The following is a 13,255-nucleotide window of genomic DNA, read 5'->3' as shown; positions in this document are numbered from 1 at the left end:
AGTAATTCGTAACTATACTCACCATCGGGATGCAATTTCAACCATTTTGATTCCTAGGGCTAGGATATTTGTAGTTCGAAAAAGTGATTTTAATCACCTGTTCATTTTTAGTTTCTTGTGATTATTGCATTCGTATGTGGAAAGCGCTTGTTAACAGCATATTTATCCCCTTAATTCTCCTCAACGGCATGGGCTACACCTTGATTCAGGCTCATTTCTATTCAGATCGAGAAGAAATTACTGCTTTGTACTGTGTGAATAAAGACAAGCCTGAATTAGAATGTAACGGTCAATGCGAATTGGGAAAACGATTGGCAAAAGCTAGTGAATCTCAGGAAAATGGAGAAGAAATTACATTGGAGGAATTACAACTTCACTACCTTCCCATTGGGCTAAATGAACTTTTCCTTCAAAGAAAGGCCTCTTTTTCCATTCAAAAGCATTTAAAATTAGCTGAAGCTTTTCGCTCGGATTTCAGCTTTGATTTTTTCCATCCACCCCAATAATCCTGATCAACACATTTGAATTATTCCTTAATCCCTTGGGCACTATCCCAACGGGAAATGGAAGTCTATTACCACAAATCAAGGATTACATGAAATATCTATTTGTAAAAAAACACACTTATTTACTGAGCTTGATAGCGATGTTTTTGGTAAGTACTCCTGTGCTTTCTCAAGAAAAATTCCACCTCAAGCTGCAGGATCAAGATCAAAAAACAGCCATCATTGGCGCCTCCTATCATTATGGAAGTCAAAAAGGAATTTCCGATTTGGATGGCATAATTAATCTTGATTTTCAGGAAAACACAATATTATACCTCAATCACCTGAGCTACGGGTCTTGGTTCTTGACTGCACAGGAAGTTCTTGAAGCCAGAAAGAAAGGCATTATTTTCAAGAAAGAAGCAATTCTTGGGCTTCAACCCGTATCCGTAATTTCGATCAAAATGACAGAGGAAAAGGATAAGAAAATTATCCTTTCGGATCAGGAACGACTTCATCATGATGCAGGAGCCATTTTGATGTTGAACCCTGTCGTTTCTGGTATTCGGAAAGCAGGTAGCTTTGCTTTTGACCCGGTGATGAGAGGGTTTAAATACGACCAACTCAATGTCGTCGTGAATGGGATTCAAACCGCCAATGCTGCATGTCCCAACCGAATGGATCCCCCAACCTCCCAAGTAGCCCTAAACCGAATCAAACAGGTGGAAATTCTCAAAGGCCCGCATGCGTTACGGTATGGAATTGGTCTAGGAGGAACAATCAATTATATTCCTGAAAGCCCTGAATTCACTTCCGATCCAGGGACTTATGGACGATTTTCCAGCCTCTATGAATCCAATGGAAATATCTGGAGAAATGAAGGAAGAGTGGGATTTCAAGGCTCCAATTATGAAATAGGAGTTTTGGGAAGCTATTCCATCGGCGAAGACTACAAAGCAGGAAATGGGGAATATATTCCTGCCGCGTTTAAACGAGGCACCCTTGGTCTATATGGGGACCTGAAAGTATCCAATTATGATCTTGTACAAGTTTCTGTAAATAGAAACTTTGCGCGGGATGTGGACTTCCCTTCATTAGCAATGGATTTACGGACCGATGATACCTGGATGGCCAGTTTGTATCACACCCGTTCTCTTCATGGACAAAATTTAGTCTCTTGGACCAATTCCGCTTATTTCACGAAAGTGGACCACTTGATGGACAATTTGATGCGGGAGCTGAATCCTCGAATGGTAAATGCCTCCACACCGGCGAGCACCCAAAATTGGGGATTCAGGACTGAAGGAACCTGGCAGTTTGATCAGGCAAAATTATATGCTGGGGCAGATTTCAGATCTGAAAGTGCAGACGGTAACCGCACACGCGAAATGCTAATGGGTCCCATGGCTGGAAGAATATTTATAGATCCAGTATGGCAAGATTCCCAGATCAACAAAACCGGATTCTTTGCAAATTACTCCTTCCCTATTGGTGGCTCAGTTCTCACAACTTCTGCTAGATTAGAAGTGAACCAAGCCCAGGCAAATGATCCTGCTGAAGAATTTACCCAACTCAATCCTGATGTCGTCAATACGCAAGTTAATCCCGGAATTAGTGTTGGGATTCAGCGAAATCTAGGAGAAAAATTCACCATGGGTATTTGGGCAGCTAGGGTAAGCAGAAGCGGAAGCCTCTTGGAACGGTATATTAATTTCCTTCCTGTAGGCTTGGATCCATGGGAAATGGTAGGTGATCCTCAAATCAAACCCGAAACCAACAATCAACTGGATTGGGTACTGGGCTTTGAAAAAGAAGGAATTTCTGCTGAAGTAACTCTATTTGGGTCCTATCTAAGCAATTACATTTCTTCAGAAAGGACTGATCTATCCCCAAGGCTACCTAGTAGTCCGGGAGTAAGACGCTACGTGAATTTGAATAAAGCCTTCAAATCGGGAGTTGAATTCTCCTTCAATCAGCGTATCAGTTCTCATTTAAGTCATTCTCTAAATCTTGCTTACACTTATGGTCAAGATTTGGATCGGGATGCGGCATTGCCGGAAGTGGCTCCTTTGGATATCCGATATCGCTTTTTGGGGCACTTGATCGAAGGAAAACTTCAAACAGGGGTAAGTTTTCGATTTGTTTCTCAACAAAATCGAATTTCTGAGGCTTTTGGAGAAGGGGTCACACCTGGTTTCTCACTGGTTGACTGGGATGTCAGTTATCCCATAGGAGAAAAACTATTCCTCAAAGCAGGTATACAGAATCTCTTGGATGAAACTTATTACGAGCATTTAACTCGACCCATTGGCACAGATAAAATGCCTATGTATGCACCGGGAAGAAATTTCTTCTTAATGGTAAGTTTCAAATTCCCTTGATGTTTAATTAAACCAAAAAGAGGGCAGGGGGCTGTCTTAAAAGCCTTAGGTTCGTCATCGCGAGTGAAACGAAGCGATCTCAATGTTGATTTAAATTAAATCAGGATAGATTGCTTCACTTTATTCGCAATGACGTAATTCTTTTAAGACGCCTCTTTTTTTCAATCCACTAAATTAATCATGCCGTGTACCCTCCCTAGCTTTGAATACGTGCAATACTGCAGGAAATATGGCATCCATGGATTCAACCACTCCTTTGGGCGATCCAGGAAGCGCAAGAATTAAGGAGTTTTTAATCATTCCTGCAACTGAACGGGAAAGCATCGCTAGCGGGGTTCGCTGCTGTCCATAGCTTCGCATAGCTTCTTCAATTCCTGGCACACGTTGTTCAAGAATATCCGATAATGCTTCCGGGGTCACATCTCTAGGTGACAAACCCGTCCCACCAGTAAAAATCACCAAATCAATCCCTTCCTCTACAGCAATCAAGGCCTTTTCCTCAATAAGGATTTTTTCATCTGGAATCACTTCCAAATCATCTATTTCAATCCCATAGCTTTTCAATTTCTCTGCGATCATTCTACCTGCGGAATCTTCATTTTCCCCTGAAGAAATGGAATCAGAACAAACGATTACCGCTGCAGTCAACTGCTTTTCGGAAAGCTTTTTGAAATCAGATTTTCCTCCTTTTTTCTCTACCAATTTGATCTGCTCAATGCTAATCCCTTTATCAATCGGTTTTAACATATCATACATGGTCAATGCGACCACAGATGCTGCATGCATGGCTTCTACCTCTACCCCTGTTTTGTAAACCGTATGGATTTCTACCAGTACCCGAACCTCCATTTCCTGAATTTCATAGCTTACACTAGTATATTCTACGGGCAGCGGATGGCAATCAGGAATCATATCAGCTGTTCGCTTTGCTGCAAAAAGTCCAGCTACCCGGGCACATTCCAAAACATCCCCCTTAGGGACTGTTTTTTCTTGAATGGCCTGAATGGTTTCCGGTAAACTTACTTTGACGATGGCTTGTGCGATGGCCTTTCGTAGGGTGGAATTTTTGTGGGTAATCTGAATCATCCGTGAATTAGTGGCTTAATTAAATCTAGGACTAAACTCTAACTTTTTAGGAAGGGATCAAAAAATATTCAACAGAAGGTAAAAATCTTGGGGAATTCTCACTGATTATTTTTTTCAACAAACCAGTTTAAATCCGTATCCACGAATATTCAAAATCTGAATTTCCGGGTCATCCTGAAGTTTTTTCCGGAGTTTGGTGATGAAAACATCCATACTTCGGGCATTAAAAAAATCATCGGATCCCCAAATCTGTTTCAAAATCAGCGTGCGATCGGTGATGTCATTGGCATTTTCCAAAAGCATCTGCAGCAATTGACTTTCCCGGGCAGTTAGGGGAGTTTCGGTATCGCCTAGCTTGAGCAATTGACGGGTGGGATGAAACTCGTACTTTCCAACAGCGATCCAGTCGCTTTGATTCTGCCTGGTTCGCAGGCGATCCAAATGGGCTTTAATTCGTACGATTAATTCCTCCATGCTGAAAGGCTTTCTTACATAGTCGTTTGCCCCAAGCCCAAAGCCTTTCACAACATCTTCCGTTTGGCTCTTGGAGGTCAGAAAAATAATTGGTGTGTAGGGATCGATTTTTCGGATTTCTGAGGCAAGGGAAAACCCATCCATTTTGGGCATCATCACATCCAATATCAGAATATCCGGTTTGTTTTGCTGATAGCTATCCCAGGCCACTTGTCCATTTTCGCAGAGTTTTACCTTAAAGTCTCTACTTTCAAGACTTTCCTGAATGATCATTCCCAATGCCAGCTCATCTTCGGCCAGCAATACGTTGATTTTGCTCATGGCCAATAGGTAATAAAGGTGGTTCGATTTTTACCGGTTTCCAGTTGGATTTTCCCCTCATGTTTTTCCACAATCTTGCGGACATAATACAAGCCGATCCCAAAGCCTTTCACATCATGCAAATCCCCTTTTGGAATTCTGTAAAACTGCTCAAAAACTCGCTCTTTTTGCTCTGGGCTAATAGCACCACCATTATCCTGCACCCGGATTTTATTAAGTCCATTTTGGTCAAAACAAACCCGGATTTCATCCCCTCCGTATTTCACCGCATTGTCCAAAAGATTTGAAATCACATTTTCAAAATGAAAAGGATCAACCGTCATAGGTTTGGGATTTGCCGGAACGATCAAGTCCAAGTGCTTTTCAGGAGCCAAGGTTTGAAACTTTTGAACCAATTGCCTAAGCATGGGCTCCGGTTCAATGGGTTCTTTTTTCAACACCAACTGGTCTGTATCCAAAGTAGCCGTTTCTAATAGCTTTTCGACCATTTGATTCAGTTTATGCATTTGGATTTTAGAAACACCCAAATACCGACTGGTCTTCGCAGGGTCATTTTCAGGATTGAAATGCTCTACCCCTTCGATCGCAGAAAGTGTGGTGGCGATTGGCGTCTTAAACTCGTGGGTGATATTTGAAATGAGATCCTGCTTTATCTCTGCAATTTCCTTTTGGTTTTTGATGGTTTGATAGAGATAGTAAAACGCATAGGTAATGATTCCCAAAAAGACCAAAGCTGTTAAAACCTCCACCATACCCCGCTTCAAAACTGTCAATGCGGTGTTTTCAAAATACATTTCCAACCGTTGTCCGACTGGTAAGAAAGTCGACCGGGAAACCGTCTTGAAAGGCATAGGAGTGGCACTTGCAAGCAGGAGACTATCCGTTTTAGTATCTCCTGTCAGATGAACCAAGCGGTAATTGATATCAATTCCTCTTCGATCCAATTCTTGAAACAGAAATGCATTGATCTTGTCAAAATCCAAGCTATCCCTTGTGATGGAAATAATGATCTTACTGGTCAAAAACTCAAGTCGATTAATGCTATCGGCATTGGCTTTTCCCATGAAGATTTGTAGATCATTTTTCTCATCGAAGGCAATCTTCCTTGCCGAATCTACCAATACAAAACTGGATGTGCTGTCCCGTAGGCTACCCTCCCAAAATAAGGAGTCCAACCCTCCATTTTCAGCATTTTCTAGAGCCTCAAATAAACGGGTGCTTTTTCCAACTCGATCAATAAAGCTTCCTACACTATCCAGTCTATTTATTTCAATTCGTTTGATTTTGGAGGAAGATATTGAATCATTGATGAGTTCTCGATTGACGTTGAAATCAGTTAAGGTGATCACGTCAGTCTTTGCTAAATCAGCATAATAATTCTCCACCGCATTATCCAGGCATTCCTGAATATCCCCTTGCAATTGGGTTTGAATCAATTCAAATTCGGAAGCGATTCGCCAAGCCTGAACAGCCACTGCTATCAAGAGCGTAACCCCGATTAAAATTCCAATCCGCTTGAATTCCAGCTTTTTCACAATTCAAAGTTAAGAGTATAAAATACCCAAAAAATGATGGTTAACACTCGTTAACAGTACTTAACGGAATGTTTTGTCCTAACTTTATTGCTTTGTCAAAAAAACAGAAACACTATGAAAGCCAGATTTCTAATTCTTATTGCCCTACTCATGGGGAGTATTCAACCGCTTTTTTCTCAAGGATTGACAGGAAGAGCATATTATAAATCTTCCTCTTCTTTCAAATTTGAAATGGATTCTAGCCAGATGAATCCTGATCAAATGGCAGAAATCCAAGCCCAACTCAAAAAACAAATGGAGCGGGAATATGTGCTATCCTTTACCCCCATCGAATCCATTTGGAAACAAGTGGAAAGCTTGGGAGGAGGTCCTGCCACCGCTTCTTCAGGGGGTATGCAAATCGTGATCAACACTGGAAGTCAGGATAGGATTCTTTATAAAAACATCGCCGAGCAAACCTTTGAGCAAGAGCAGGACGTGATGGGAAAAGAATTTCTAATCAAAGATGTCTTGGAGCCAGCTGAATGGGAATTAACAGGTGAATCCAAACAAATCGGTGATTATACTGCCCAAAAAGCAACCTACACCCGGATTGTTGATTCGCAGCGATTTTCTACAGGGATGACTGAAATGGAAACCGTCAAAGACACTTTGTCAATTACAGCATGGTTTACACCCGAAATCCCTGTACCCCATGGGCCAGAGAATTACTTTGGACTTCCCGGTCTCATCTTGGAGCTCAACAATGGAGGACGCGTTTTGATTTGTGAACGAATTGAATTGAATCCATCCGCAGAGCCTGTAGCCATTGTTCGTCCCGATAGAGGAAAAGTGGTAACGCGAGAAGAGTTTAGAACCATCCAAGAGGAAGGAATGAAGCAAATGATGAACCGTTATCAGGGCAAACCTGGAGATGGAAATCAATTTACAATCCGAATCGGAAATTAAACACCGCTCAAAAAACTAAGAAAACTAAACCAACATGCTTTTTTTGAGACGTTTGATTTTTATCTCCTTTTTGGCTGGAATAGCAATACCTGCCTTGGGCCAAAGCAAGGCTTTGACCGGTAGAGTTTTGGATTCCCTGGATAGACCGATCGCCTATGCCAATATCGTAGCGATCAATCAATCTACCCAGAAAATAGGCGGTTTTGGAATTTCCAATGATGAAGGTAAGTTCAAAATTACCTTGAATCCCGGTTCCGAATATTTGCTGCGGGTTTCGTTTGTGGGCTATCGACAGTTCGAAATGTCCGTTACAGAATGGGACTCCGAAACTCCATTTTTGATTGTGTTGGAGCAAGCTGATACCGAGTTGGGAATGGTGGAAGTAGTCTCCGAGCTTCCCGTCACTATGAAGGGAGATACCTTGACCTACAAAACCGAAGCATTTACCACGGGAAATGAACGAAAACTGGAAGATGTTTTAGAAAAACTTCCAGGCTTCCAAGTCGATGAAAATGGAGAGGTGAAAGTTCAGGGTAAAAAGGTCGATAAAGTGTTGGTGGATGGAAAAACCTTCTTTGACGGAGATACCAAATTGGCAACTAAAAACCTGCCTGCCAACGCCGTGGATCGGGTGCAAGTACTGAAAAACTTCAATGAGGTTTCTCCAATCAGAGGATTAGACACAAACGAAACCCTAGCCCTGAATATTCAATTGAAGGATGGGAAAAAGAACATGGTCTTTGGGGACCTAGAGGCAGGTGCAGGACCAAAAGAGCGATATTTGGGACATGCCAATGTCTTTTATTATGCCCCCAAAGTGAATTTGAATCTCATTGGCGGAAGTAATAATGTAGGTGAACAAACCTTCACCTTGCAGGACTATTTTCGATTCAATGGTGGGCTGTCAGGGCTTAGTTCCCGATCAGGATCTCGGGTAAGTCTTAACGGAGATGATATCGGAATCCCTTTAGCCAACCGCACCAATGCCGCTCAATTGAAAACTCATTTAGGAGCCTTCAATTTTAACCTCACTCCAAGCAAATCTTGGCGTCATTCCGGATTTCTTATCGGCTCGGCATCTAACAATAATCTGGGCAGCAACTCACTGCGGACCTATTTGAATGCTGGCGAAAATGCGCAGGAAACCCTGACTTCAGCAATTGAAGTTAAAAACACCTCCGCTTTGGGGAAATATTCTCTTACCTACACGCCTCGGGAAGAAACCTATGTTCGCTACAGTGCTTTTGGGAAAATTTCGGACATCCGAAACTCCAATTTGCTTCAGTCTAACTTTGGACAAAATCAGCAAAACCTTGCCTCTATCAATTCAAGAAATCCCTATGCCTTTCAACAAAAATTTGAATGGTATCATGCACCTTCTGAGCGGCATGTATTTTCTACCGAATTGAATTGGGAGCGAAAATTCACGGACCCTATTTTTGACCTGACCACCAATCTCAAACCGATTCTTGGATTGGCAGTCATTCCCGATGCAGAGCAATACCGTTTGATTCAATCCCAAGAGCTTCGAACGAATATTTTGGAAGGAGCATTCAATTATTACTATATCCTCAACCCCACCAATCACCTCAATTGGTCACTTGGATATCAGCAACTCAATCAAACCCTAAATGGGCAATTGAATCAGGATGGTACAGCCGAGGAATTCCAGGCTTTTGACAATCAAAATGAATTCGGTTTCCAGGATTTGTATGCGGGTATGACTTGGAAAACGAAATGGAAGAAGTTTATCATCAGTCCTTCCCTCTATGCCCACAGCTATACTTGGCAGGACATGCAGTTTGAAAATGAACTTTCCTACCAAAAAACCTTGGTATTCCCAGGGCTCTACACCAAGTGGAACATCAAATCCAATCGGTCCCTAACCTACCGCTATCAAGTGGAGGCCAATTTTATGGATATCCAAAAATTAGCCCAAGGGCTAGTACTTCAGGACTATAATGCGGTATTCCAAGGAAATCGCCTGTTAGACAATGGCTTGTTTTCCAATCACAATTTAAGTTATACTCATTTTGACATGTTCTCCGGGCTGACTGTGTTCGGAAACATGAATTATCAGCGAAAGCGGGATGAGATTGTGACAACTACTGATTTTGCTGGGATTAATCGACTATTGTCTTTGCAAAATATTGAACCCGTAAATGAAACCTTGAATGGAGATCTTCGCTTGGATAAAGCATTGAATAAATTGAAGTTTGAGGTAGGAGGAAATTGGAATGCTTTTTCAACCAATTTGCTTTTAGATAATCAAGCTGCACAGAATAAGCAGTTTTCTCAAACCTATGACACGAAGCTGACTACTACTTTCTTCAAAGTTCTAGAGGTGGATTTTGCCTACTCATTCACAACCAATCGCTATAATTCAGGAATCTTAGAAAATACCTTTACAACCCACAGCCCACGAATTGAAATCGATTTGGATATCTTTAAAGGCCTAAGATTAAACGCAGATTACACTTACAACACCTATTTGAATCGGGCAGCAGGAACCCAAAGTGACTTTGATTTTCTAAATGCCTTTTTGACCTATCGAGGAAAAAGCAGTCCCTGGGAATTCAAGGTTTCTGTCTGGAATATTTTTGATACGCGGTCCATACGGCGAGATAGTTTCAGTGAAAACCTGATCAGTACATTTTCCTACTTAGTTCAGCCCAGGTACGGCCTGCTGACACTAAAATATGACCTGTAAACCTGATTAATCCCAGCCCTTTTAAGTTGGGATTTTTTATTTAAACCAAGAAAAAGCTGGGTTTCAAAAATCCAAATGAAGCAATTATTCATTCCAACTATTTACTGACTTCTATCATCTTTTTTACATAAAATTATCAGGCCTTGAGAACTGCTTTTCTGCTTTTTTTGAAAAAACAATCACCATGAATGACCTCGAAATAGCCAAATCCGTTAAACCTTTACCCATACGGAAAATCACAGAAAAACTCGGGATACCAGATGAAGATTTCGAAATCTATGGACGCTGCAAAGCAAAACTCTCTCTCGAATTAATTGACGAAGAAAAAGTCGCCCAATCCAACCTTATTTTAGTCACTGCCATTACGCCTACCCCTGCCGGAGAAGGGAAAACTACGGTAACCATCGGACTTACAGATGCACTTAACCAATTGGGGAAAAGCACTTTAGCGGTCATCCGTGAACCAAGTTTGGGACCTGTTTTTGGAATCAAAGGTGGCGCAGCAGGAGGAGGCAGATCGCAAGTGATCCCTATGGAAGATATCAATCTGCATTTTACGGGGGATTTTCATGCTATCGAAAAAGCGAACAACCTTCTTTCAGCACTTATCGACAATAATATCCAAAGCAAAACAAGGAATTTGGGAATTGATCCAAGAACTGTGTTGTGGAAACGCGTGATGGATATGAATGACAGGGCCTTACGGGGTATTATCACGGGCTTAGGAGGAAAAAGCGGTGGATTACCTCGGGAAACCGGATTCAATATCACGGCTGCCAGTGAAGTGATGGCCATTCTCTGCATGAGCAAAGATTTAGATGATTTAAAGCAACGCTTCGCCAAAATCTATGTTGGAGACCGCTTTGACGGAAGCCCGGTTTTTGCAGGGGATCTGAATGCACAGGGGGCCATGGCTACCTTGATGAAGGAGGCTATTAAACCCAACCTCGTTCAAACCTTGGGACACAACCCAGCTTTGATTCATGGTGGACCTTTTGCCAACATTGCTCAGGGAACAAACAGCATTTTAGCGACTAAGATGGGCTTAAGTCTAGGAGACTATGTGGTCACTGAGGCTGGTTTTGGTTCTGATTTAGGAGCCGAAAAGTTTTTCAATATCAAATGCCGGGAAGCAGGTATTTCACCCAAGGCAACTGTGTTGGTGGCGACAATCCGAGCCTTGAAATATCATGGAGGGAAGTCACTAAAAGATTTGACAACTGAGGATCTGGAAGCCCTTGAAAATGGGTTACCTAATTTGCTTCATCACCTGGAAAGCCTTCGAAGTTTTGGGATTCCTGTAGTCGTTGCAGTAAATGTCTTCAGCAGCGATACCCAAGCGGAAAAAGACTTGCTGTTGGATTATTGCGAAAGCTTAGGCGTTCCTGTAGCGCTTAGCGAAGGTTGGGAAAAAGGAGGAGATGGCTGCTTGAATTTGGGAGATTTGGTCATCCAAGCTGCTGAAAACTGTCAATATCAATTCAAGCCCACCTATTCATTGGCCGATTCCGTGGAGGAAAAAATCAAAAAAGTTAGCCGCACTATTTATGGGGCTTCGGAAATCATCCTTTCTTCAAAAGCCCAAAGCCAACTCAAGAAAATCGAACGACTTGGCTACAACCATTTGCCTGTTTGCATCGCCAAAACCCAAAAGAGTATCAGTGATCAGGAAAAGTTGATCGGGCGACCGCGTAATTTTTCAATTACCATTCGGGAATTTGAGATTGCAGCAGGAGCTGGCTTTTTGATACCCATCGCAGGTGAAATTCTGCGTATGCCGGGACTTTCTGAAACCCCAGCTGCTGAGCAAGTAGATATTTCGGCTGATGGTGTGATTTCAGGATTGTTTTAAAAGAAAAGGGAGATTCGAGTTAATATCGAATCTCCCTTTTTTTATAGTCGGGGTGACAGGATTTGAACCTGCGACCACACGCCCCCCAGACGTGTACGCTAACCGGACTGCGCCACACCCCGATTAAGAAAAGAAGAAAGCACATGAAGGAAATAGAGCTTCTCCCACGACTTTTTCAGGGAAGCAAATCTACAAGATTCAAAGAAAAAATCCAGCCAGTATTTTAAAATAAAGCTGACCCAACTAGATGAATCAACCCTCAATTAGAAACCTTATCCTTAAAAATAATCGCAGCGTTTTGACCCTGACAACAATTGGGGCAAAGCGTCACGTTGTTCTTTGTTCGGGTTGCTGTTCTTAGCGCTTCTGAACCATTATTAAAAGGTCCCAAATAATCTCGATTAATTGCATCTGGAATATGAGCGCAATCCCGCTCATGAATTTCAAACAAATTATCCGGATTGGTCTGGGAGGAGATATAAAAGAATTTCATAATCAGATTTGATTATTGAACAATAAAAACAGCCCTAAGGTACCAATCTAAAAAACACGAAAACATCCCCTAAAATGGGTATTTTTCAGGGGTTTAGTATCAATTTTTTACCCCATTTCTGATTTCACTCTGCCTCATGGGCATAGAATCGATCTTTCTAAAAATCCATTCCCAATCAAAATTATCGGAATGTCCTGATGCCTTTACCCCACCATCCAAGCCAATCAGATACCATTTAGAAGAGCTGGGATTTACTTGTTTCAAACTCAAAAATGAGGGGTTGTTTATTTCAAATTCTTCAGAAATACCAATGAGTTTTTCTCCTTCAAATTGGACGACTAAAAGTCTCCGCTCTTTGATTTGTTTTTCCAATTCTTCTCCTCTGTCATTCAAACTCTTGAAATCAAAAAGAACAAGAACTCTGCGTTCCCACTGAAAATCTTTAAGAGTTTTCGCTTCCTGAAAATTCAAACAAAAGAGAATTAGTAATAAAAAAGCCATGGTTTAAAAACACTGGGGAACAGGGAATGTTTATTACAGAAATCTCTCAAGTAGGCCTTCCCACTCCCGGTCTAAAGAATAAGAAGGCCGCTGCTCCCCTGCTCTTCGATACCAATAATCGGCATTCCAAAGATCACCTTCCTTTCGATGCAGATACGCATGCACTCGAGCGGCCAACTTTCCTGGAAGTTGATCTACCTCAGCATGAGCCATATCCCAATTTCCCTTGAAGTCCCACCATAAAGCCGCCAACTCGGGTGTAAATGATGGGAGTGGTCGTTCTAAATTTTTGAATTCTTTGACGGTCATTTTACTGATAGTTTTATTTGATTTTCAATTTTATTTTCCAAACTCAATAAAAAATAAGGCATTCACCTCGAAAAATTGCCTTTAATTCAAAAATCACCCAATAAAATTCACTAAACAGAAAATTTTTTACCAGTTGGCTGGAAAGCTAGAAGTCCTATAT

11 protein-coding genes and 1 tRNA gene are annotated in these 13,255 nt (G+C 41.7%); 5 read left to right on the top strand and 7 right to left on the bottom strand.

Features of this window, described 5'->3' with window-relative positions:
- Positions 1-134: 134 nt before the first annotated feature.
- Complete coding sequence (locus HWE15_RS14005; RefSeq protein WP_290508168.1) at positions 135-506, top strand: hypothetical protein; 372 nt, start codon at positions 135-137, stop codon at positions 504-506.
- A gap of 89 nt (positions 507-595) precedes the next feature.
- Complete coding sequence (locus HWE15_RS14000; protein ID WP_290508167.1) at positions 596-2,866, top strand: TonB-dependent receptor; 2,271 nt, start codon at positions 596-598, stop codon at positions 2,864-2,866.
- A 174-nt stretch (positions 2,867-3,040) separates the two neighbouring features.
- Here the strand turns inward: HWE15_RS14000 and moaCB are convergent, their stop codons facing one another.
- The 3 genes from moaCB to HWE15_RS13985 all read right to left on the bottom strand — a co-directional run bounded on the left by moaCB (position 3,041) and on the right by HWE15_RS13985 (position 6,282).
- The gene (gene moaCB, locus HWE15_RS13995; protein WP_290508166.1) at positions 3,041-3,952 is read right to left on the bottom strand and encodes a bifunctional molybdenum cofactor biosynthesis protein MoaC/MoaB; all 912 of its coding nucleotides are present in this window, start codon (positions 3,950-3,952) and stop codon (positions 3,041-3,043) included.
- A gap of 114 nt (positions 3,953-4,066) precedes the next feature.
- On the bottom strand, positions 4,067-4,747 hold the full coding sequence (locus HWE15_RS13990) for a response regulator transcription factor (RefSeq protein WP_290508165.1): 681 nt from the start codon (positions 4,745-4,747) through the stop codon (positions 4,067-4,069).
- Positions 4,744-6,282, bottom strand: coding sequence for a HAMP domain-containing sensor histidine kinase (locus HWE15_RS13985; RefSeq protein WP_290508164.1), 1,539 nt, complete (start codon positions 6,280-6,282; stop codon positions 4,744-4,746). Before HWE15_RS13985 ends, HWE15_RS13990 begins: the two co-directional genes overlap by 4 nt.
- 114 nt (positions 6,283-6,396) lie before the next feature.
- On the opposite strand from HWE15_RS13985, the gene HWE15_RS13980 reads away from it, so the two are divergent.
- The 3 genes from HWE15_RS13980 (at position 6,397) to HWE15_RS13970 (ending at position 11,792) form a co-directional block, all read left to right on the top strand.
- Positions 6,397-7,230, top strand: coding sequence for a GLPGLI family protein (locus HWE15_RS13980; protein WP_290508163.1), 834 nt, complete (start codon positions 6,397-6,399; stop codon positions 7,228-7,230).
- 34 nt (positions 7,231-7,264) lie between these two features.
- Entirely contained in the window at positions 7,265-9,940 is a 2,676-nt protein-coding gene (locus tag HWE15_RS13975) for a carboxypeptidase-like regulatory domain-containing protein (RefSeq protein ID WP_290508162.1), read from the top strand.
- 184 nt (positions 9,941-10,124) lie between these two features.
- On the top strand, positions 10,125-11,792 hold the full coding sequence (locus HWE15_RS13970; protein WP_290508161.1) for a formate--tetrahydrofolate ligase: 1,668 nt from the start codon (positions 10,125-10,127) through the stop codon (positions 11,790-11,792).
- 47 nt (positions 11,793-11,839) lie between these two features.
- Here HWE15_RS13970 and HWE15_RS13965 read toward each other — a convergent pair.
- From HWE15_RS13965 to HWE15_RS13950, 4 genes are all read right to left on the bottom strand, one after another.
- Positions 11,840-11,914 (bottom strand) — tRNA-Pro (locus HWE15_RS13965).
- Positions 11,915-12,051: 137 nt separating this feature from the next.
- A complete protein-coding gene (locus HWE15_RS13960; protein ID WP_290508160.1) occupies positions 12,052-12,285 on the bottom strand; it encodes a hypothetical protein in 234 nt (77 codons plus the stop codon).
- A 99-nt stretch (positions 12,286-12,384) separates the two neighbouring features.
- Positions 12,385-12,786 carry a DUF4174 domain-containing protein gene (locus HWE15_RS13955; RefSeq protein ID WP_290508159.1) on the bottom strand — a complete coding sequence of 134 codons (402 nt, stop codon included), beginning with the start codon at positions 12,784-12,786 and terminating at the stop codon, positions 12,385-12,387.
- Between the two features lie 33 nt (positions 12,787-12,819).
- Positions 12,820-13,095, bottom strand: coding sequence for a hypothetical protein (locus HWE15_RS13950; protein ID WP_290508158.1), 276 nt, complete (start codon positions 13,093-13,095; stop codon positions 12,820-12,822).
- Between the last annotated feature and the right edge of the window lie 160 nt (positions 13,096-13,255).

The sequence above is a fragment of the Algoriphagus sp. genome, from assembly GCF_013373065.1.
Lineage (GTDB): Bacteria > Bacteroidota > Bacteroidia > Cytophagales > Cyclobacteriaceae > Algoriphagus.
Note: the sequence above shows the minus strand (reverse complement) of the source record. Positions and strands in the feature narration are given on the sequence as shown.